This window comes from Agrobacterium sp. BT-220-3, assembly GCF_025910175.1.
In the GTDB taxonomy this organism is placed as follows: Bacteria; Pseudomonadota; Alphaproteobacteria; order Rhizobiales; family Rhizobiaceae; genus Agrobacterium; species Agrobacterium oryzihabitans.
Map to the genome: position 1 here is coordinate 73,323 of NZ_JAPAIX010000001.1, position 21,046 is coordinate 94,368.

15 protein-coding genes and 1 riboswitch are annotated in these 21,046 nt (G+C 60.3%); of the genes, 8 read left to right on the forward strand and 7 right to left on the reverse strand.

The annotated features are described in order from the left end of the window. The first annotated feature begins 177 nt into the window (after window positions 1–177). Together tig and OK142_RS00400 are read left to right on the forward strand one after the other, a co-directional pair. Window positions 178–1,656: a trigger factor gene (tig, locus tag OK142_RS00395; protein WP_498680670.1), complete on the forward strand. Its 1,479-nt coding sequence runs from the start codon at window positions 178–180 to the stop codon at window positions 1,654–1,656. Between the two features lie 515 nt (window positions 1,657–2,171). After that, window positions 2,172–2,822, forward strand: a complete 651-nt coding sequence (locus OK142_RS00400) for a hypothetical protein (protein ID WP_003495742.1) — start codon at window positions 2,172–2,174, stop codon at window positions 2,820–2,822. A 360-nt stretch (window positions 2,823–3,182) separates the two neighbouring features. Here the strand turns inward: OK142_RS00400 and sthA are convergent, their stop codons facing one another. The 3 genes from sthA to OK142_RS00415 form a co-directional block, all read right to left on the reverse strand. Next, complete coding sequence (sthA, locus tag OK142_RS00405) at window positions 3,183–4,586, reverse strand: Si-specific NAD(P)(+) transhydrogenase (protein ID WP_003495743.1); 1,404 nt, start codon at window positions 4,584–4,586, stop codon at window positions 3,183–3,185. Between the two features lie 747 nt (window positions 4,587–5,333). Continuing rightward, the gene (locus tag OK142_RS00410; protein WP_003495745.1) at window positions 5,334–5,867 is read right to left on the reverse strand and encodes a DUF1003 domain-containing protein; all 534 of its coding nucleotides are present in this window, start codon (window positions 5,865–5,867) and stop codon (window positions 5,334–5,336) included. Window positions 5,868–5,979: 112 nt separating this feature from the next. Beyond that, complete coding sequence (locus OK142_RS00415) at window positions 5,980–7,920, reverse strand: LTA synthase family protein (protein WP_444559599.1); 1,941 nt, start codon at window positions 7,918–7,920, stop codon at window positions 5,980–5,982. 245 nt (window positions 7,921–8,165) lie between these two features. Here OK142_RS00415 and OK142_RS00420 point away from each other — a divergent pair, with 245 nt between their 5' ends. Beyond that, window positions 8,166–9,845, forward strand: coding sequence for an NAD+ synthase (locus OK142_RS00420; protein ID WP_498680671.1), 1,680 nt, complete (start codon window positions 8,166–8,168; stop codon window positions 9,843–9,845). 206 nt (window positions 9,846–10,051) lie between these two features. On the opposite strand, the gene OK142_RS00425 is transcribed toward OK142_RS00420, so the two are convergent. After that, window positions 10,052–10,429, reverse strand: a complete 378-nt coding sequence (locus tag OK142_RS00425) for a bleomycin resistance protein (protein ID WP_137037703.1) — start codon at window positions 10,427–10,429, stop codon at window positions 10,052–10,054. 190 nt (window positions 10,430–10,619) lie between these two features. Between OK142_RS00425 and OK142_RS00430 the strand changes: the two genes are divergently transcribed. Both OK142_RS00430 and bluB read left to right on the forward strand, forming a co-directional pair. Next, window positions 10,620–11,450: a TolB family protein gene (locus OK142_RS00430; RefSeq protein ID WP_003495754.1), complete on the forward strand. Its 831-nt coding sequence runs from the start codon at window positions 10,620–10,622 to the stop codon at window positions 11,448–11,450. A 196-nt stretch (window positions 11,451–11,646) separates the two neighbouring features. After that, window positions 11,647–11,831: riboswitch (cobalamin riboswitch) on the forward strand. A gap of 73 nt (window positions 11,832–11,904) precedes the next feature. Then, complete coding sequence (gene bluB / locus OK142_RS00435; protein WP_498680672.1) at window positions 11,905–12,606, forward strand: 5,6-dimethylbenzimidazole synthase; 702 nt, start codon at window positions 11,905–11,907, stop codon at window positions 12,604–12,606. Window positions 12,607–12,737: 131 nt separating this feature from the next. Here the strand turns inward: bluB and OK142_RS00440 are convergent, their stop codons facing one another. Then, a complete protein-coding gene (locus tag OK142_RS00440; protein ID WP_498680673.1) occupies window positions 12,738–13,844 on the reverse strand; it encodes a DUF2865 domain-containing protein in 1,107 nt (368 codons plus the stop codon). Between the two features lie 136 nt (window positions 13,845–13,980). Next, a complete protein-coding gene (locus OK142_RS00445) occupies window positions 13,981–16,296 on the reverse strand; it encodes an NADP-dependent malic enzyme (RefSeq protein ID WP_498680674.1) in 2,316 nt (771 codons plus the stop codon). A gap of 228 nt (window positions 16,297–16,524) precedes the next feature. Between OK142_RS00445 and OK142_RS00450 the strand changes: the two genes are divergently transcribed. Further along, on the forward strand, window positions 16,525–17,364 hold the full coding sequence (locus OK142_RS00450; protein ID WP_498680675.1) for a UDP-2,3-diacylglucosamine diphosphatase: 840 nt from the start codon (window positions 16,525–16,527) through the stop codon (window positions 17,362–17,364). 539 nt (window positions 17,365–17,903) lie between these two features. On the opposite strand, the gene dgcA is transcribed toward OK142_RS00450, so the two are convergent. Then, window positions 17,904–18,887 (reverse strand): N-acetyl-D-Glu racemase DgcA, encoded by a 984-nt coding sequence (gene dgcA / locus OK142_RS00455; protein WP_498680676.1) that lies wholly within the window; start codon window positions 18,885–18,887, stop codon window positions 17,904–17,906. A gap of 143 nt (window positions 18,888–19,030) precedes the next feature. Between dgcA and OK142_RS00460 the strand changes: the two genes are divergently transcribed. After that, window positions 19,031–20,191 (forward strand): ABC transporter permease, encoded by a 1,161-nt coding sequence (locus tag OK142_RS00460; protein WP_003495766.1) that lies wholly within the window; start codon window positions 19,031–19,033, stop codon window positions 20,189–20,191. Between the two features lie 10 nt (window positions 20,192–20,201). After that, window positions 20,202–21,038 carry an ABC transporter ATP-binding protein gene (locus OK142_RS00465; RefSeq protein WP_003495768.1) on the forward strand — a complete coding sequence of 279 codons (837 nt, stop codon included), beginning with the start codon at window positions 20,202–20,204 and terminating at the stop codon, window positions 21,036–21,038. Window positions 21,039–21,046: the final 8 nt, after the last annotated feature.

The following is a 21,046-nucleotide window of genomic DNA, read 5'->3' on the forward strand; positions in this document are numbered from 1 at the left end:
TGGGGTTCATCATCCCCTTGCGCCCTTATCTTGGGCGCTGGCGCAATTTCGTCGGGCAGGCGCTTTGTGTGAAGAAATAATGGAAGCCACGGCCGGGGAGCGAAGTTTCCGGCGCAGTGCTCGAAAGTAAACCAACGGCTGTCTGAGCACCGCCGCCATGATGTGAAGGTTAGGAAAATGCAGGTTATCGAAACGCTCGCTGAAGGGCTGAAGCGCGAACTCAAGGTCGTTATTCCGGCCGCCGACATGAAGGCCCGTCTGGACGAGCGCCTGGTTGACGCCAAGGACAAGGTTCGCATCAACGGCTTCCGTCCCGGCAAGGTGCCGATGGGTCATCTGAAGAAGATGTATGGCAAGTCCATCATGGCCGACCTCGTAAACGAGCTGGTTCGTGAAAAGCCGTCTGAAATCCTTTCCAGCCGCGGCGAGAAGTCTGCAACGCAGCCGGCCATCTCCATGACCGAAGACGAGCAGGAAGCTGAAAAGATCCTGTCGGCCGAATCCGATTTCGAATTCACCGTTGCCTATGAAATCATTCCGGCCATCGAACTGAAGGCCAATGACGGCATCAAGGTTACCCGCGAAGTTGTTGAAGTCTCCGAAGACGAAATCAACGAGCAGATCCTCAAGATCGCTGAAAGCGCCCGCACCTTTGAGGCCAAGAAGGGCAAGGCTGCCGATGGCGACCGCGTTACCATGAACTATCTCGGCAAGGTTGACGGCGAAGCCTTCGATGGCGGCGCTGCCGAAGATGCCGAACTGGTTCTCGGCTCCGGCCGCTTCATCCCCGGCTTCGAAGACCAGCTGGTCGGCGTCAAGGCTGGCGATGAAAAGACCATCACCGTGACCTTCCCTGCCGATTATCCGGCTGCGAACCTGGCCGGCAAGGACGCCACCTTCGACATCACCGTCAAGGAAGTCGCTGCTGCTGCTGCCGTCGAAATCAACGACGAACTGGCAGAGAAGCTCGGTCTCGAATCGGCTGAAAAGCTGAAGGAAATCGTCAAGGGCCAGATCGAAAGTCAGTACGGCAACGTCACCCGCCAGAAGGTCAAGCGTCAGATCCTCGACCAGCTGGACGAAATGTACAAGTTCGACACGCCGGCTGGTCTCGTCGACGCCGAGTTCGACAACATCTGGCGCCAGATCAACACCGATCTCGCCCAGTCCGGCAAGACCTTTGCTGACGAAGACACGACCGAAGAAGAAGCCCGCGAAGAATATCGCAAGCTCGCTGAACGTCGCGTTCGTCTCGGCCTCGTTCTCTCCGAAATCGGCGAAAAGGCCGGCGTTGAAGTGACCGAAGAAGAAATGCAGCGCGCGCTGTTCCAGCAGCTGCAGCAGTTCCCCGGCCAGCAGAAGGAAATCCTCGATTTCTTCCGCAACACGCCCGGCGCTTCCGCTTCGCTGCGCGCTCCGATCTTCGAAGAAAAGGTCATCGACAAGCTGCTCTCCGAAATCTCGGTAACGGACAAGACCGTTTCCAAGGAAGAGCTTCTGGCTGACGACGGCGAAGAAGCAACGGAAACCAAGAAGAAGGCTCCGGCCAAGAAGAAGGCCGCTGCCAAGGCTGACGACGCCGCTGAAGGCGAAGAAGCCGCTCCGAAGAAGAAGGCTCCGGCCAAGAAGAAGGCCGCTGAAGGCGACGCCGAATAATCTTCTTCAGCGACAGCTGATCGAACAAAGGGCCGCGGCGAAAGCTGCGGCCTTTTTCGTTTTTGAGATTTGGCAAGACTGAAAACATCCGTACCTCGTCATCCCGGTTTTTTCGCTTCCTCATTCCTGTGCTTGTCAGAGGAATCTAGACAGCCCAAGTCTTTGGGCCGAAAGAAGTCTCTCGCCGCGCAGACGCGCGTCGGCTGGATTCCTGTGACAAGCACAGGAATGAGGGGTGGGGGACGCACTTACGGATCGAGCCGTCAAAAAACTTTTTTTGCTGCTCCCTGATCACAATGCGGTGCAGCATGAATTTTTGCTGCATCTGCTCTTGTTCATCTCCCGTTCATCTGGCACCCTGCGCAGCATGATTTGCCTTGGCTGCCGGGTGCAGCCGTGAAGGAAACATGGGCCGCTTCCGTGCGGCCGACATCGCTGCCAAAACCATTGGCCTCCGCTTTTACCGTGCCTGCCGGGTTCTCCCGGTGCGCCCTTAATTTGCCAGGGGACAAGATATGTCGCCACGAACGGGCTTTGCCCTGTTGTTTTCCCTGTTTGCCGTCACCGGCACGGCCGCCCATGCCGATGAGGCAGGGCTGATCTGGAAGCCAGTCAAGAATTCCGACCGTTCCTATACGGCGCGCATCGGCGCCAAGCTGCCGGTCGATACGCCGATCAGGGCGGGGCTGGAAATGGGCATGAACGCCTCAAGGACGGGGCAGGTGGTGGATACGCCGGTGCGGCTTTGGGGTAACGTGACGCTGCTGGCGGAGCAGCTGCCCGGCGTCTCGCTTGCCCGCGATGTCGGCGTCATCTTCAACGCACTGACGGGATCGAGCAGCGTTTCCATGACCTCGCAGCAGAAGCGCATCGTCACGCCCGAACTGGATATAGAGGCGAACCGCAATTTCACCGTTCGCTATGATGGCACGGCGCAGCAGTGGAACGGCCTCGATGTTTCCCAATCGCTGCGCCTTTCCCGCTCCGAAACCGGCACCGCCTTCGTGCTGACGGGCGCGAGCCGCAACAGCTTCAACGAGTTCAGCAGCGGTGTCGCGGTGGAGCAGAAGATCGGCGATAATCTGACGGTGCGGGGAACGCTGGATCAGGGTTATGCGGACCATTTCCGGCCGGGGGTTAGTGCGCGATATAGTATTCGGTGGTGAGTGCGGTTCCGTCTGTGGTGGGATGGCTGAAAACTCGCCGTCATCCTCGGGCTTGACCCGAGGATCCACAACCCGGCGCTATGGATCCTCGGGTCAAGCCCGAGGATGACGGCGCAGAGGTTTTGGTATGGCGGCGGCGGGCTTTACTTCTACGGGGAAGTAGCGGTGAAAACCTCTCCTCCGTCATACCGGACTTGATCCGGCATCCAGCCGACGCGCGTCCGCGCGGCGGGAAGAGTCTTTTCAGCCCAGGGACTCGGGCCGGCTGGACCCCGGATCGAGTCCGGGGTGACGGAGTGGGGATGCTGCGAACTTGCCGCAAGCGCCCTATGGCATTTTGCCCCCCGCTGAATACTCTACTCAATCCTTCTTCAGCTCACCCATGCGGTTCCACGCATCCAGTCCGGCAATCTTGTAGGCTTCGGCAAGCGTGGGGTAATTGAACGTATTCTCGACGAAATATTCCACAGTGCCCTTCAGGTTCAGCACCGCCTGGCCGATATGCACCAGTTCGGTCGCACCTTCGCCGACGATGTGGACGCCAAGCAGGCGGCGGGTTTTCAGCGAGAAGATCATCTTCAAGAGCCCGCTGTCTAGACCCATGATGTGGCCACGTGAGGTCTCGCGGAAATGGGCGATGCCGCACTCATAGGGAATGCCGCGTTCGATGACTTCTTCTTCCGTCAGGCCGCAGGTGGAGATTTCCGGCACGGCATAGATGCCGTAGGGGAAGAATTGCGGCGGTTCGCCGGCCGGGGCACCCACCGCGTGGCGGGCGGCGATGCGGCCCTGTTCCATCGAGGTGGAGGCAAGGCTCGGGAAACCGATGATGTCGCCGGCGGCATAGATGTTCGGCACCGAGGTCTGGAAGGTTTCAGGATCGACCTTCAGGCGGCCGCGGCTGTCGGCCTCAAGGCCGCAGGCCGAAAGATTGAGCGTATCGGTTGCGCCGACGCGGCCGGCGGCAAACAGCACCGTCTCGGCTTTCAGAACACGGCCATTGCCGAGCGTGACCAGGCACTTGCCTGTCTCGTCGCGCTCCACCTTTTCCGCCTTCTGGCCGAAGATCAGCTTCATGTTGCGGTCACGCAGCTGATAGGTGAAGTCCTCGACGATTTCCTTGTCGATGAATTCCAGCATGGTTTCGCGCGGCTCCACCACCGTCACCTGCGTGTCGAGCGCGCTGAAGATCGTGGCATATTCGATGCCGATGACGCCCGCGCCGACCACGACCATGGAGCGCGGCAGTTCCTTGATTTCGAGAATTTCATCCGAATCGAGCACCGCCTCGCCATCGAAGGGGATATGCGGCGGCCGGTAGGGGCGGGTGCCGATGGTCAGCAGGATGGAGGTGCCGGTGACGGTCATGATTTCACCGTCGCTCTTCACCACCTTCATGGTGTTGGCGTCGACGAAGCTGGCCGTGCCGCGAATGTGCTGAACGCGGTTTCGGGCGAACTGGTGTTCCAGCACCTCGACTTCGTGATCGAGCGTGATGAGCAGGCGGCGGCGCAGATCGTCCGCGTCGATCTCCTGCTTGACGCGGTAGGAGCGGCCATAAAAGCCGCGCTCGCGCCAGCCGGTGAGGTTGAGCGCGGTTTCGCGCAGGGTCTTCGAAGGGATGGTGCCGGTGTGCACGGAAACGCCGCCGACGCGGCTGCCCTTCTCGATGACCAGAACCTTCTTCTCGAGCTTGGCGGCCTGAATGGCGGCCCGTCTTCCGGCCGGACCGCTGCCGACAACTATCAGATCGAACTGGTGCATGAAAAACCCCGGTAGAATGCATTGCGTTGACCGAACGGTGGTGTCCGGTGTGGCGTCGCCGCGAAATGGTCGTGATGCCATTTTGACGATTGGGAGTGATTCCCCAGTCAGCCTTGCCCGCAAGAGTGCAATGCAACAAACGCCTGCGTCAATCTGTAGCGCAAGAATCTGACGGATTCGTAACTGGGTGTGAACTTTCAGGAGGTTGTGCGATTCATAGCGGAGCGGGGGTGCGTGGAGCTTTACCCCCCTCTGCCCTGCCGGACATCTCCCCCTCAAGGGGGGAGATCGATCTGCGGCATGGCTTCGCCCAACTCAACGCTTGCGAATGGAGTTGTAAAAGAGCTTCTTGCCGATCTCCCCCCTTGAGGGGGAGATGCCCGGCAGGGCAGAGGGGGGTAAAGCCACACGCGCCTCCGTCCACTAAGCTCTAAAACCCAACAACTTCATCCCGCACGGCGCTGCCGAACGGGGGATTGTCAGGGTGCGTTGGGCGATTGCCCGGCTGCGCTTTCAGTGGGTTGGTGTGGGTGGGATGCGTTGCGCAGCCGGGCCTTTCACTATGCCGAATCTCGCAAAGGGCAGTGCACCGCACTTTGCGAAATGATTCTGTCGTCACGAACGCGCCACCGTCCCCATCAGAACCGTCCCCGGTTTGCGCCACGTCTGGCATCCACCCGGCAGGACTGAACAGAGGATAACAGCGCCTGTCGACGCGGGGAAAATTGGGGAAAAATTTTACCTTTGTCAGTCCTCTTTCCGGGTGACATGGTGGTGGAGGCTTGCGAGGTCCTGCCGCAGTGCCGCAAGTTCGGCCAGCACCTTCACATCGATCTTTTCATGCAGGGAGAGAACCTCAAGCTCTGCCTTCAGGTTCACCTCATAATCCTTGGCGGCCTCGAAGCGGTCGCGGGCGGCCTGCCGGTTCTGTGACATCATGATGATCGGCGCCTGGATGGCGGCGAGCATGGAGAGCAGAAGGTTGAGGAAGATGAAGGGGTAGGGGTCGAAGGCCCGCGTTGCCAGCACGATGGTGTTGACGACCGCCCAGAACACCAGGAACAGGCAAAAGCTGAGAATGAAACCCCAGGAGCCGCCAACCTTGGCTATATTGTCGGCCAGCCTGTCGCCGAGACTTGCACCGGCCGAAAACTCCGCATTGATGTCGCTCGAAACCAGCTTTTTCTGGTGCGAGAGTTCCAGAATGCGGCGTTCCACCTCACCGATTTCACGGGAGGAGCGCTTGAAATGCGAAACGATATAATCGGAGATATCGGTCACGGTGTTTCTCCGTTTGCGGATGGTTCGGTACGGGTTTCGAGATAAACCCGCATGGCGATGGAATTCAAACGATTTCCACCACCATGCGGTTCACGCGTCCCACGCCAAAACATCAGACGGAGGGCGTGCCCTCATTGACCCAGTTGAAACCGGGGAAGAAGCGCTCGCGGCTATATTGTTCGCCGAACATCATGTCGAATTGCAGCAGGCGGTAATCGCGCACCACGTCGGGAATGGAATTCGGGGCGATGGACCAGTCGGGCAGGGCCTCGCCGTCCGTACCGACCAGCATGTGCCGGTCGATGACTGAAAATGCCTGCTGAACCTCGCCGAGCGTTCCGGTGTAGAAGGGATCGGAAAAGCCGGCGGTCTTCAGAACATGGTAGGGCAACAGCGCCGGGCTGATCGTGCCGATATTCTTGCGCACGCCTTTTTTCGAGGACCAGACGACGAGCGGCGTCTCGTGTTCCTTTTTCATGACCTCCAGCGGCGCGCGGCGGCTGGCCACCATGCCGGGCATGTAGCCGCTTTCGACGAAGGTCTGGCCAAGCGGTGGCAGATGATCGCCGAAGAGGACGATGATGGTCTCACGGTCGCGCTTCTTGGCCCAGCGCATCAGTTTGAGAAGCGCTTCGTCAGCTTCCACCACGCCCTGCGAATAGGTCGTGAGCGCCTGCGATGCCGAGGGGGAGAGATCGCCTTCCACGCCGATGGTGTCGGCGGCATAACGGCCTGCCTCGTATGGGCCGTGTCCCTGCAGGGTGACGGCGAAGAGGAAGAGCGGGTTGCGGGCCTGCTCGGCCGTCGCCATGATCTCTTCCATCAACGCATCGTCAGAGGCGAAGTTGCCGCGCTTTTCCATGGGCGGCAATGTCTCTTCCGAGCGGAATTCCTCGAAGCCGAAATTCCTGTAGACCTGCTTGCGGTTCCAGAACCATTCCTGAAACGGATGCATGGCGATGGCGGAATAACCTTCGCCGCGGAAAAAGCTGGCAAGCGAGGGCACCGGGCGGCGGATATATTGCTGGTAGGGAATGCTGCCATAGGGCAGGAAGGCGTTGGAAAAGCCGGTCAGCGCCTCGAATTCCACATTCGCCGTCATGCCGCCGAATTCCGGCGAGAACACGTTGCCGGACTGCTTGGCGCGGATGGTCGGCATCGGGTCTGCCGAGAGTTTCACCTTTTCAAGCCGGGTCGGATCCCAGAGCGATTCGCTCATCAGCATGATGACATCAGGATAATCGCCCTTGTTGGCGGCGAAAGCGGCGGGTTGCGCCGTAAGGTCGGCGATGCTGTTTTCACCATAACCTTGCGGTGCCGAGACATTCGCCATCGGAATGTTGAAGGCAAAAGCCATCAGGAAACCGTTATGGCGGTAATTTTCCTGCTGGTCCCACATCATGGGAATGATGTTGAGGCGATCGCGCACCCAGGAATAATGCGAATAGTCCATCAGGGAGGCGAGGCTGGCCAGAAGCGGCAGCGCCAGCGCCAGTCCTGCGAAGCGTTCACGCCAGCTCAGGCCCGGCGAGTGGCGGCGTGCCAGCAGCCAGAGAGCGGCAAGGGCCGCAACCGTGGCGCAAAGGCCAAGGCCAACCAGCACGGCCGTCAGCGGCTGGGCTTTCAGCATGGTGGGCAGAAGCTCGAGGATCTGCCGGCCGAACAGCAGGTCGGAAGGGTAAAGCGGATCGGAAAGATAGGTCTGTTTCTGCGCGGAGATAAGGCCCGTCAGCAGGCAAAGCGGCGCAACCGCGATCAGCGACAGGTAACGACGGCCAAGGATCGAATCCAGCGCCACAAGCAGCAGCAGCACGGCGGCAATGGTAGTGATGCCCGGGCGGGCGGATGAGGTGAGGAAAGCGCCGACATCCGTGAGGGAACCACGGGCGATCCATTCCAGCGCAACGACAAGCACGACTGACGAAAAGGTCAGATTGGCAAGCGTATAGGCCGTGCCCGAAAGCTTTAAAAGGCTCCGCGTCCATGCAGGCGAAAAGACAAAACCAGCCTTTTCGGAAGCCGTTGTTTTTGGCGCCGAATGTCTCAAACTCATACTCCGGTATTGCAGGCGGCACGGCCGATCCGGGGAGGTGAATCGTGTGTCGCAAAAGTGTCATGTAACTGTCACATAAGCGCGATGAACGCGACATGAACTTTGCGCAACCTGGCAGGTACAGCGATAACCTTAGCGTGAATGCGGACCGAAGGCGCGAATGTGCCCTGTGGCTGGCACGTGAAGGTGGCGCGGCATGCAATTGCCGCGTTGCGGAGCGGACACGGGCGCGGTATTGAAAAGCCATGAGCGACAGACACGACATCAAGAACCATCTCAGAATTGCCGTCGGGCAGTTCAATCCGACTGTTGGCGACGTGGCGGGCAATCTCGCCAAGGCGCGCGAGGCACGGGCCGATGCGGCAACGCAGGGTGCCGATCTTCTGCTTTTGACCGAGCTGTTCATATCCGGCTATCCGCCGGAAGATCTGGTGCTGAAGCCGGCTTTTCTGAAAGCCTGCCTGAAGGCGGTGGAAGAACTGGCAGCGGAGACTGCCGATGGCGGGCCGGGCATCGTCATCGGTTTTCCGCGCCAGGGCGAGACGGGCCGGCACAATTCCGTGGCGATTCTGGATGGCGGCAAGATCATTGCGCTGCGCGACAAGATCGACCTGCCGAATTACGGCGAGTTCGACGAAAAGCGTGTTTTCGCCGAGGGGTCGATCTCCGGTCCCTATAATTTCCGGGGTGTCAGGATCGGCATTCCGATCTGCGAGGAAATCTGGAACGAGATGGGCGTGTGCGAAACGCTCGCCGAAAGCGGCGCGGAAATCCTGCTGGTGCCGAATGGTTCGCCCTATTATCGCGGCAAGCTCGACGTGCGCCACCAGGTGGCGCTGCGGCAGGTTATCGAAAGCGGCCTGCCTCTCGTCTTCGCCAACCAGCTGGGCGGGCAGGATGAGCTGGTGTTCGACGGCGCGAGCTTCGGCTTTAATGCCGACAAGACGCTTGCCTTCCAGATGAGCCAGTTCGAGGCGACGCTTGCCGTCACCGACTGGAAACGTACGGAAGAGGGATGGCGCTGCGAAAGCGGACCCTTCTCGAAAATTCCCGAAGGCGAGGAAGCGGATTACCGCGCCTGCATGCTGGGCTTTCGCGATTACGTCAACAAGAACGGCTTCAAGAGCGTGGTTCTCGGCCTCTCTGGCGGCATCGATTCGGCGATCTGTGCGGCCCTTGCGGTTGATGCGCTGGGCGAGGAGCGGGTGCGCTGCATCATGCTGCCTTACCGTTATACTTCGGAGGAATCGCTGAAGGACGCGGCCGATTGTGCGAAAGCGCTTGGCTGCCGTTACGATATCGTGCCGATCGTCGAGCCCGTGGAAGGTTTCCTCTCGGCACTGTCAGATCTTTTCGAGGGCACCGAAGAGGGCATTACCGAGGAAAACCTGCAAAGCCGCACACGCGGCACCATTTTGATGGCCGTCTCGAACAAGTTCGGCTCGATGGTGGTGACGACGGGCAACAAGTCGGAAATGTCGGTGGGTTATGCCACGCTCTACGGCGACATGAATGGCGGTTTCAATCCCATCAAGGACCTCTATAAGATGCAGGTCTACGCCATTTCCGCCTGGCGCAACGGCCATGTGCCGCCGGGTGCGCTCGGGCCTTCGGGTGAGGTGATCCCCGCCAACATCATCTCCAAGGCGCCGTCGGCCGAATTGCGTCCCAACCAGACCGACCAGGATTCGCTGCCACCCTATCCGGTGCTGGATGACATTCTGGAGTGCCTCGTCGAGAAGGAAATGTCGGTTGAGGAGATTCTGGCGCGCGGCCATGACGTGGCGACGGTACACCGGGTGGAGCATCTGCTCTATCTCGCCGAATACAAGCGCCGGCAATCGGCGCCGGGCGTGAAGATCACCAAGAAGAATTTCGGCCGTGACCGGCGTTATCCGATTACCAACCGGTTTCGGGATCGGTGATTGATTGGCGGTGCGGAGGAGCCGTGCCGTTGGTTTTGGAAGGTGCGTTTAATTCCCTTACTCCGTCATCCTCGCCCTTGAGGCGAGGATCCACACGCGGTTGGAACGGTGGATCCTCGGGGCAAGCCCGAGGATGACGTTGCGTGTGAGGAGCCTTTTGACGGCCTATCAACGGCGCGGAGAAAACCCCGCGCCGCTCACTCACCTTAAATGACCTGCCCCACATCGATGCGGTTGCCATCCGGGTCTTCGAAAACGAAGGCACGCAGGCCATAATCCTTGTCCTGCAGGCCCTTGATGATGCGAAGCCCTTGGCTCTTGCAAAGCGCGTGCAGCGCGTCGACGTCGCTCACCAGCATATGCGCGACATTGAAGGGTGCCGGCTTGTGCGTGGGCTGCAATGTCAGGTGCAGCTCGGCATTGCCCTGTTTCAGGATCATGAAACCGACGGGATTGCCGTTTTCGAAGGTCTTTTCGAAACCCAGCACGCCGACATAAAAATCACGGGCTTTTTCGATATTCTTGACAGGAAGCATTGCGGCGATCCGGCCGAACCGGATGCCGTGATCGGCGATGGTATTCATCGCGGAACCTCGGATCTGGGAGAAACGGGAAGCGGTGCGGGCGGTGCCGGAGCGCTGGCGTTTTTTCCGATTTGAATTTGCAGGACGGTGCCTGCGGCCCTAGGATCATAATCACGGTGGTGGCGGATGCAAATGGAATATCTGCGTCGCGCCGTTCCGATCCAGACTATCGACAGGCCCGGGAGGCAGCATGCGCAGCTCAATCGAAATCTTCAACATCCGCACCCGGCAGATGCGGGTGGTGTGGCAGACATCCGAGCTGTTCGAGGCGCCGAACTGGTCGCCGGACGGCAGATATCTGCTGTTGAACGCCGAAGGGCTGCTCTATCGCCTGTCTCTTGCCGGTGATGCTGCGCCGGAGAAAGTCGATACCGGCTTTGCCACGCTCTGCAACAACGACCACGGCATTTCGCCTGATGGTTCGCTCTATGCCATTTCAGACAAGGTGGAATTCGGCAAGAGCGCCATCTACCTTTTGCCATCGACGGGCGGCACGCCGCGGCTGATGACAAGGAACCTTCCGTCCTATTGGCATGGCTGGTCGCCGGATGGGAAAAGCTTTGCCTATTGCGGCATTCGCGATCAGGTTTTCGATATCTATTCCATGGATATAGACAGCGGTGTTGAAACGCGCCTTACCCATGGTGAGGGCCGTAATGACGGGCCGGATTATTCGCCGGATGGCGGATGGATCTATTTCAATTCCAGCCGCACCGGGCTGATGCAGATCTGGCGCGTGCGGGTGGATGGCTCCAGCGTCGAGCGCATCACCGACAGCGCTTATGGCGACTGGTTCCCGCACCCGTCCCCCAGGGGTGACAAGGTGGTCTTCGTCTCCTACGACGCCGATGTCTTCGACCACCCGCGCGATCTTGATGTGCGCGTGCGGTTGATGGACATGGATGGCGGCAATGTGGAGACGCTGTTCGAGCTGTTTGGCGGGCAGGGAACGATGAATTCACCCAACTGGTCACCGGATGGGGATGAGTTTGCGTATGTGCGTTATTTCCCCGTGGAGTGATGCGGTAAAGGAGGACCCGTCATTCCGGCCTTGAGCCGGACTCCAGTAGACGCGTGTCTGCGCGGTGAAAAGACTCGTCTTAACCCAAGGACTTGGGCTGGCTGGATACCGGCTCAAGGCCGGTATGACGGAGGTGTGTGCTGCGGACACATTGTCGCGCTATCCCGCAGGATGCTTGCATTGGCAAGGTTTCTTGCCCATAGCTCTTTTGTCAGGTGCCCGCCGTTTATGGCGGGAGAATCGGGAATCCGGTGAAAGACCGGAACGTGCCCAACGCTGTGAGGTGGATGCCCTTTTTCTTAATGCCACTGAAGTTATTCGGGAAGGCGAGAGGGGCGGATGAAGCCTAGTCAGAAGACCGGCCTGACAGGATAGACCGCACCGCGCGGACGGCGGCAGGTTGTTGAAAAAGGCAGGGTGTTTCATCCGGCCTTCGCATTGTTGGGGATAAACGATGCCGATCGATCCGTCTGCGCGCAACCCGTCAGATGACGCGCTTTCGCCTGCCCGCCCGTTTTCCAGCGCCGAGCGCGAGGCGATTTACCGTGCCATAGAAACCCGCCGCGATGTGCGCGATCAGTTCCTGCCCGATCCGCTGCCGGATGATGTGGTGGAGCGTTTGCTGAAGGCGGCGCATTCCGCCCCCTCGGTCGGCTTCATGCAGCCGTGGAATTTCACGCTTGTGACCGACGGCGCGGTCAGACAGGCGGCCTGGGTGGCGTTCCGCCGCGCCAATGAGGAGGCGGCGGCGATGTTTGAAGGCGAGCAGCAGGCGCTTTATAGCAGCCTGAAGCTCGAGGGCATTCGCAAGGCGCCGCTCAGCATCTGCGTCACTTGCGATCCGACGCGTGGCGGCAAGGTGGTGCTGGGCCGCACCCACAATCCGCGCACGGATGTCTATTCGACCGTCTGCGCCATCCAGAACCTCTGGCTGGCGGCCCGCGCCGAAGGCATCGGCGTCGGCTGGGTCAGCATTTTCCACGACAGCGATATTTGCGCCATTCTGGAAATCCCCGACCATATCGAAATCGTCGCCTGGCTATGCCTCGGCCGCGTCGATGAGCTTTACACCGAGCCGGAACTGGCGGTGAAGGGCTGGCGTCAGCGCCTGCCGCTGGAGGAACTGGTGTTTCGTAACCGGTGGGGCGGGCGGTAAAGGGAGGCGGGGGCTCGCCTGTGAGAGGCAAAGCGTTGCCGCCTGTTTCTTCTCCCCGTCGGGGAGAAGAGACAAGCTGCACGCGCTCGCTCCATAACTGACCGCCCTAAGGGGGGAGGCCCTACAGCACGCTATTGTTGCGGCTGTATGCCCTTCAGCGCGGGGTTCTTCAGGTCGATCCGACCAGTCTGATCGGGCAGGAATTTCGGGCCGATGACACGGACCTTGCTGTTGTTTGGATCGTAGTCCCGTTCCGGTACCGGTTGTTCCGGCGGCTTTGCGGCCTGTTGCGGCTCGGTCGGTTTTTCTGGCTTGTCACCTTGTGGTGATGGGATAGTGGTGATGCCAGAATAGGGTTTTTCAGCCTCCGGCCGTGTGGCGGCCTCCTGCTTCTGCATCTCGTCGTGATAGGCGGCCATGTTGCAGGCACAGCCCGGTGCCTTTGCCGAGGCATTTTTATAGGCAAAGGCGGTTGGCAGGTCCTTATAGGGTTTTCCGGTTTCGGCCGAGACCATGTCGGATGTTTCCTGATCCGTCATGGAATGGAAATATAGCTCGGTTTGCGTGCCGGGACACATTTTCTGGCATTGCTCGGCCTGGGCGCGAAAATCAAGCGGCGAGGCATTGGCGGCAATGGGGAAAAACGAGCCGTCGCAGGTGCGCACGCAGAGGGTTCTAAGCCCACTTTCCCCGGCGGAGCCGGGATAGGGCGAAAGCCCGGCCTGTCCCGGCTGATTTTCCTGCTGGCGAAAGGCATCGGGGTAGCGGGTGACATCCGGAGCCGGCGGCAGCTGTGCTTCCGTTTCCGGGAGGGGGCTGCAGCCATTGGCGTCGAGTGCGGCGAGAATGCGCTGGCGTCTGATGTCGCCGTCGTCGCTGCGCTGCGCTGCCATCGCATCGTCACGGTCGCGGATGATGGCGTCGCGCTCGCTCTGCGCATCGACCAGGGCATCGCCGATCTCGGCGCAGAGCCCGGCATTGGGGCTGCCATAAACGATGACGCTGCCTGACGAGCAGCCGTACCGGCGCAGATCGTTCTTGATCCTGCGGATTTCTATGTTCTGGCGGGTGAGCGCATTGGCATAGCGGCGCACCTCGGCCGTGTTGCCGATGACGCGCGGCGGCTCGCGCAATTGCGCATAGAGAGTGTCACAGACCTGATCCGCAAAAGTGGCGGCCGGAGTGATGAAGACGAGGGGAAGCAGGAGGCCGATGATGCGGCTTTGGCGCCGGGTCAATTGTTCGATCCGTTCGATGTCCCCGGCCGGTGGCAGGGGCGTTATACTTCACGAAATCCGTGTTTCAGGAAGATAACATAAGCTGTTGCCGCAATGCGGCAACAGCATGTTCAAAATTGCGTTAATGCGGCCCGCATCACACCGAAGGATGCGATGCCTGCACCACGGCAAAGGCCGCCATGTTGACCACGCCGCGCGAGGTGACGCTGGGCGACAGGATATGGGCGGGCAGGGCCGTGCCGAGCAGGATCGGGCCGACATGCAGGCCTTCCGTCAGGGTGCGGGTGACGCCGAGGGTGATGTTGGCGGCATCGAGGTTCGGGAAGACCAAGAGGTTCGCCTCGCCGGTCAGCACGCTGTTCGGCATGGCGCGCTTGCGAAGCGCTTCCGAAAGCGCCGAGCCGCCCTGCATTTCGCCGTCCACTTCCAGTTCCGGTGCGGCTTCCTGCACGATCTTCAGGGCGCGGCGCATCTTGCGGGCGCTTTCGGAATCGCGCGAGCCGAAATTGGAATGGCTGGCGAGCGCGATCTTCGGCGTGATGCCGAAGCGGCGGATTTCCTTGGCCGCGAGAATGGCCATTTCAGCCACTTCCTCGGATGTCGGATCGTAATTGACGAAAGTGTCGGTGAGGAACAGCGCACCCTGCTGGGTGATGAGCAGGCTGAGGCCGGCGAAGGAACGCACGCCTTCCTGCTTGCCGATGATCTGGTTCACGTCGCGCAGGTGGCGGTCATAACGGCCTTCGAGGCCGCAGATCAGCGCATCCGCCTCATTGCGCTTCACCGCAAGCGCGCCGATGACGGTGGAGTTGGTACGCACGATGGTACGGGCCGCTTCCGGGTTGATGCCGGCGCGACCGACGAGGGCGAAATAATCATCCACGTAATCGCGGTAGCGCGGATCGTCTTCCGGATTGACCACGGCGAAATCCGTATGCGGACGGATGCGCAGGCCAAAGCGCTTCAGGCGTGTTTCGATGATCTGCGGACGGCCGATGAGGATCGGAATGCCGGTGCCTTCTTCCAGCAGCACCTGGGCTGCGCGCAGCACGCGCTCGTCTTCGCCTTCGGCAAAGATGATGCGCTTCTTTTCGGCGGCCTTGGCAGCATTGAAGACCGGCTTCATGATGAAGCCGGAGCGCCAGACGAAACGGTTCAGCTGGTCGAGATAGGCTTCGAAATCGGTGATCGGCCGGGCGGCGACGCCGCTTGCCGCAGCCGCGCGGGCAACCGCCGGGGCGATGCGCAGGATGAGGCGCGGATCGAAGGGCGAGGGAATGAGGTAGTTCGGGCCGAAAATCGGCGTTTCACCGCTATAGGCTTTTGCCGCGACTTCGGAAACTTCCTCACGGGCAAGCTCGGCGATGGCCTGCACGGCGGCCATCTTCATTTCCTCGTTGATCGTGGTTGCGCCGCAATCCAGCGCGCCGCGGAAGATATAGGGGAAGCAGAGAACGTTGTTGACCTGGTTCGGGAAGTCCGAACGGCCGGTGCAGATCATCGCATCCGGCCGGGCCGCACGCGCCGCCTCCGGCATGATTTCCGGGTTGGGGTTGGCAAGCGCGAGGATCAGCGGATTTTCCGCCATGCGCTCCAGCAGTTCCGGCTTCAGGACGCCGGCGGCGGAAAGGCCGAGGAAGACATCGGCGCCGTCAATGGTTTCGGCCAGGACGCGCTTGTCGGTCTTCTGGGCGTAAACTTCCTTCCACTCGTCCATCAGCGTGTTGCGGCCGTCATAAACGAGGCCTTCAATGTCGTGGACCCAGATGTTTTCTTTCTTCGCGCCCATGGCGACGAGAAGGTTGAGGCAGGCAAGGGCTGCCGCACCTGCACCCGAGGCGACGATCTTGACGCTCGAGAGCGATTTTCCGGCGAGTTCCAGCGCATTGGTGACGGCGGCGGCGACGATGATCGCCGTGCCGTGCTGATCGTCGTGGAAGACGGGGATGTTCATCTTTTCGCGCAGCTGGCGTTCCACCTCGAAACATTCCGGCGCCTTGATGTCCTCAAGGTTGATGCCGCCGAAGGTGGGTTCCAGCGCCGCGATGGTGGAGACCATGTCATTGATGCCGGGTGCGTCGATCTCGATGTCGAAGACGTCGATGCCGGCGAATTTCTTGAAGAGGACGGCCTTGCCTTCCATGACCGGCTTGGAGGCAAGCGGGCCGATATTGCCAAGACCAAGCACCGCCGTGCCGTTGGAAATGACCGCGACAAGATTGGCACGGGCGGTGTATTCCGCCGCCATCTCAGGATTTTCATGGATGGCGAGGCAGGGGGCGGCAACGCCCGGCGAATAGGCGAGCGCCAGGTCACGCTGGTTGCCGAGCGGTTTGGTGGCCTGGATTTCCAGCTTTCCGGGACGCGGATAGCGGTGGAAAAAGAGCGCCTGTTCCTCGATGTCGGCCTTTGCCGTGTTGGCGGGCGTATTGTTCTTATCGTGAGAGGTCATTCTTCCACCGTCATATCTGGTTTCATTCCGGCCCCCTGAATACAACAAACTTCCCCGTGGTACAGCCGTTATTTGCCGCGCATTCATGCAAATACAGGCATGACTTATTCGCGTTTTCGTGAAGCCATTCGTCATATTTCATATAAAATCCGACGTCTGTCATGTTGCTGAAACACGAGTCTGGTTCTGAGAGGTAAGAAAGCCGCAGGGACGCAACCGAACAGGGGGATGAAATCCGTGGCCGGTCAAATCGAAACCAGACAGTTCAGAACGCTTTTCATTTCGGATGTCCATCTTGGGTCCAAGGCGGCCAAGACGGATTATCTGCTCGACTTCCTGAAATATCACGAGGCCGAGACGATCATTCTGGTCGGCGACATCGTCGATGGCTGGCGCCTGCGCCGCAGCTGGTACTGGCCGCAGGGCTGCAACGACGTGGTGCAGAAAATCCTGCGCAAGGCCCGCAAGGGCACGCGCATCGTTTATATTCCTGGCAACCACGACGAATTCCTGCGGGAATTTCCGGGCATGCATTTCGGCGGCATCGAAGTGGCCGAGCGCGTGATCCACGAGGCTGCCGACGGCAAGAAATATCTGGTCATCCATGGCGACGAGTTCGACGTGGTGGTGCGCAACGCCCGCCTTCTCGCCTATCTCGGAGACTGGGCGTATGACGCGGCGATTGCGATCAACATCGCCATTGCCGCCGTGCGCCGCCGCATCGGCCTGCCTTACTGGTCATTCTCGGCCTGGGCCAAGCTGCAGGTGAAGCACGCCGTCAACTTCATCGGCGAATTCCAGCGCGTGGTCGCCGACGAGGCACGCCGCAACAATGTCGACGGCGTCATCTGTGGGCACATTCACCATGCTGTCATGGAAGACATGGACGGCATTCGTTACATCAACACCGGCGACTGGGTGGAAAGCTGCACGGCGATTGCCGAAAATGCCGATGGCAGCTTTGAGCTGATCACCTGGATGCAGACGAGCGATGTCACCGCCGAACATGCTTCGGACGAGATGGAACCGGTGAATATTCCGGGGCTGATTGGAAAGCACGCGGCCTGAATTGGGGGCGTTTGACGGGCGCTGACGTTAGGCTCGGATGGAATACCGCCTGCCATGAGTGGCAATAAATATCCGCACACCGTCATCCCGGCCTTGAGCCGGGATCCAGTGCGATCAAGTCTTTGATCGCGTAAGACTCCTCTCACCGCGCAGGCACGCCTTGGCTCGATGCCGGATCAGGTCCGGCATGACGGAGGAGAGGTTCTACAATCTTCCCTGTGACTCTTTGGGTGAGGCACGCGGAAGATGCCGCCTTGGCTTGCGGTGCCTGAGCGATACTACCGCAATTCCGGCGGGGCCGGATAACCACGCCTTCCTCATAGATGAGCCCTTCCGTCATTTAAGGCGAGCGGGTGCGTCTTTCGTCTTCTCCCCGCCGGGGAGAAGGTCGCGGCAGCGGGATGAGGGGGCTTGCTCTCGGCCCATCGTTGACCTCTCCCCCTCATCCGACCCTTCGGGCCACCTTCTCCCCGGCGGGGAGAAGAAACAAGGGGCGACGTTGTGGATCACCTTGTCTCACTGCTTCCAATATCCACGACTTAACCCCACAATTCCGGCCGTGCGGGATAAACCAGCAAACCCTCATAAACCAGACCGGGCTCACGGTCCTCAGCCAGCAGCAGCGGCCCGTCGAGATCGGCAAAGGCTGTATCCTGCGCCGCCAGCACCGCAGGCGCCATGCCGAGCGAGGTGCCGAGCATGCAGCCGACCATGATGGTGAAACCGAGGCGCTCCGCTTCCGCCTTCATGACGAGCGCTTCGGTCAGCCCGCCGGTCTTGTCGAGCTTGATGTTGATCGCATCGTAACGGTCGCGCAGGCCTGCGAGGTCGCGGGTGGAATGCACGCTTTCGTCGGCGCAGATCAGCACCGGATGGTCAATGCGGGCGAGGATGGCGTCCTTGCCGGCGGGAAGCGGCTGTTCGATCAGCGATATCTTCAGTTCCGCCGCAAGCCTCAGATAATATTCGATATTATAATCATTCCAGCCCTCATTGGCGTCGATGATGATGCGCGCTTGCGGGGCTGCGGCACGCACGGCGCGCAGGCGCGCTTCGTCGTCCGCCGTGCCGGTCTTGATCTTCAGCAGCGGGCGGCCTGCATTTTCCGCCGTTTTCGCGGCCATGGTCTCGGGGTCGGCCAGCGAGATGGTGTAGGCGGTGACGAGCGGTTCTGCAGCCCGTCCGAGGATGCGCTCGGCAGCGCTTTTACCGCTGATCTTGGCCTCGAGATCCCACAGCGCGCAATCGACGGCATTGCGGGCGGCGCCCGGTTGCATCGCCTGCTGGAGTTCCTGCCGTGTCAGGCCGTCGGCGATCTGCTCCGCAATAGCCTCGATATCGGCAATGACGCCGTCGATGCTTTCACCATAACGCGGATAGGGCACACATTCGCCATGGCCGGTGAAGGAACCATCGCGGATGGAGCACGTTACGACATCCGCATGCGTGCGGGTGCCGCGCGAAATGGTGAAGCTGCCGGCGACGGGGAAGCGTTGTGTTGTGGCTTGCAGGTAACGGGGCATGTTTTTTCACTTCCGATTGGGCGACAAAAGACACATGACGCCAAATTTATCACGAATTGTCGGCCGTCACTGTGGCTTGCCGGAGACCGAAACGTTATGAAACCTTTAAGAATCTCGTGACGGCTGCACTCGCTCGGAGCATTATGCAAGAACAGGACACACGGCAACAGGCGAACCCGGCCGCAATCACCGAGGACGACAGCGTCTCCGGCGGCGGCTCGCGCTATGTCATGACCGGCTCCTGGCGCAACAGCAATCTTTCCGGCATTTTCGAGAGCCTCGACAGGATTGAAAAAAGCAAACCTGCCGGCCCCGTGGACATCGATCTTTCCTCCGTGGAGGCCATCGACACGACAGGCGCGTGGATTATCCAGCGTCTGCGCAGGGACCTTGAGGCAAACGGCGCAACCGTTACGCTGACCGGCAACGACCGGATCGAAGACGTCATCGGCCAATTGCCTGACAAGGCGGAGATGGAGGCCGAGCCCGTCGCCAGGCCGGGGCTGGTGGAGCGTATTTTCGCGCCGATCGGCCAGGCCGTGGTTCAGAACGGCGCGGATTTCCTCGCCGGCATGTATATTCTCGGCTCCGCCGTGCGCGGCGCGCAAATGAAGCTCGGTCGCGGCCGAGGCGTGTCGCCTGCGGCGATCGTCAACCAGATCGACCATATGGGCGTGCGCGCCGTGCCGATCATCATGCTGATGTCGTTCCTGATAGGCGCGATCATTGCCCAGCAGGGCGCGTTCCAGCTCAGATATTTCGGTGCGGAAGTCTTCGTCGTCGATCTGGTCGGCATTCTGCAATTGCGCGAAATCGGCGTTCTGCTGACCGCGATTATGATCGCCGGCCGGTCCGGCAGCGCGATCACGGCGGAAATCGGCTCGATGAAGATGCGCGAGGAGATCGACGCGCTGAAGGTGATCGGTCTCAACCCGGTCGGCGTGCTGGTGTTTCCGCGGCTGGTGGCGCTGACTATCGCGCTGCCGCTCTTGACCATTCTTGCCAATTTTGCAGCCCTTTTCGGTGCTGCTATCGTGGCGTTGCTCTATTCCGGCATCACTTTCGAAGTGTTCCTGTCGCGCCTGCACGGCGCTGTCGAGGAATCGACCATTGCCGCCGGCATGATCAAGGCGCCGTTCATGGCGCTCATCATCGGCATCGTTGCGGCGGTGGAGGGCATGAAGGTGGGCGGTTCGGCGGAATCGCTTGGTCAGCACGTCACCTCCTCGGTGGTGAAGTCGATCTTCGTCGTCATTCTGGTGGATGGTCTTTTCGCCATCTTCTACGCAGCCATCGATTTTTAAGGAGGGCGCGTTGGAAACCCTGGACCAGAAACCGCATGAGACCAAAACCGGAAAAGACGGCCGCGAGGTGGTGCTTTCCGTCGAGGGCGTGACCGTCGGTTTCAACGGTCGGAATGTGCTCGAAGACCTTGATCTGGATGTTTATCGCGGCGAAATCCTGGGCTTCATCGGCCCATCCGGGGCGGGCAAATCCGTCTTGATGCGTGCGATTTTGCGGCTCCTGCCGCGGCAGGCGGGTGCGATCCGCATTCTCGGCAAGGATTACGACAAGGCGAGTGAAGACGACCGCATGATGCTCGACCAGCGTCTTGGCGTGCTGTTCCAGCAGGGGGCGCTGTTTTCCGGCCTGACGGTGAAGGAAAACATCCAGCTGCCGATGCGCGAATATCTGGACCTGCCGAAAAAGCTCATGGATGAGCTTGCCTATCTCAAGATCGAGATGGTGGGGCTGAAACCGGATGCGGGCGATAAATACCCGTCCGAGCTTTCCGGCGGCATGATCAAGCGCGCGGCGCTTGCGCGCGCACTCTCGCTTGATCCCGACCTCGTTTTCCTCGATGAGCCGACATCCGGCCTCGATCCCATCGGGGCGGCGGAATTTGATATGCTGATCGCGCGCTTGCGCGATTCGCTCGGCCTGACCGTCTATATGGTGACGCACGACCTCGACAGCCTGTTCTCCGTCTGTGACCGCATCGCGGTTCTCGGCCAGAAGAAGGTGCTGGTGGAAGGGACATTGCAGGACATGTTTGCCTGTGACGACCCATGGGTGCAGTCCTATTTCCGCGGCAAACGGGCGCGCTCTGTCGTTCTTCCGGACGGCAGACACGAAAATCCGGTGGAGTAACAAGAAGC

Coding starts and splice junctions, on each gene's coding strand:
- dgcA (WP_498680676.1), bottom strand. CDS start 18,887: ATGCCCCGTTACCTGCAAGCCACAACACAACGCTTCCCCGTCGCCGGC.
- OK142_RS00415 (WP_444559599.1), bottom strand. CDS start 7,920: ATGAGTTTGAGACATTCGGCGCCAAAAACAACGGCTTCCGAAAAGGCT.
- bluB (WP_498680672.1), top strand. CDS start 11,905: ATGCCGATCGATCCGTCTGCGCGCAACCCGTCAGATGACGCGCTTTCG.
- OK142_RS00430 (WP_003495754.1), top strand. CDS start 10,620: ATGCGCAGCTCAATCGAAATCTTCAACATCCGCACCCGGCAGATGCGG.
- sthA (WP_003495743.1), bottom strand. CDS start 4,586: ATGCACCAGTTCGATCTGATAGTTGTCGGCAGCGGTCCGGCCGGAAGA.
- OK142_RS00420 (WP_498680671.1), top strand. CDS start 8,166: ATGAGCGACAGACACGACATCAAGAACCATCTCAGAATTGCCGTCGGG.
- tig (WP_498680670.1), top strand. CDS start 178: ATGCAGGTTATCGAAACGCTCGCTGAAGGGCTGAAGCGCGAACTCAAG.
- OK142_RS00460 (WP_003495766.1), top strand. CDS start 19,031: ATGCAAGAACAGGACACACGGCAACAGGCGAACCCGGCCGCAATCACC.
- OK142_RS00400 (WP_003495742.1), top strand. CDS start 2,172: ATGTCGCCACGAACGGGCTTTGCCCTGTTGTTTTCCCTGTTTGCCGTC.
- OK142_RS00450 (WP_498680675.1), top strand. CDS start 16,525: ATGAAATCCGTGGCCGGTCAAATCGAAACCAGACAGTTCAGAACGCTT.
- OK142_RS00445 (WP_498680674.1), bottom strand. CDS start 16,296: ATGACCTCTCACGATAAGAACAATACGCCCGCCAACACGGCAAAGGCC.
- OK142_RS00425 (WP_137037703.1), bottom strand. CDS start 10,429: ATGAATACCATCGCCGATCACGGCATCCGGTTCGGCCGGATCGCCGCA.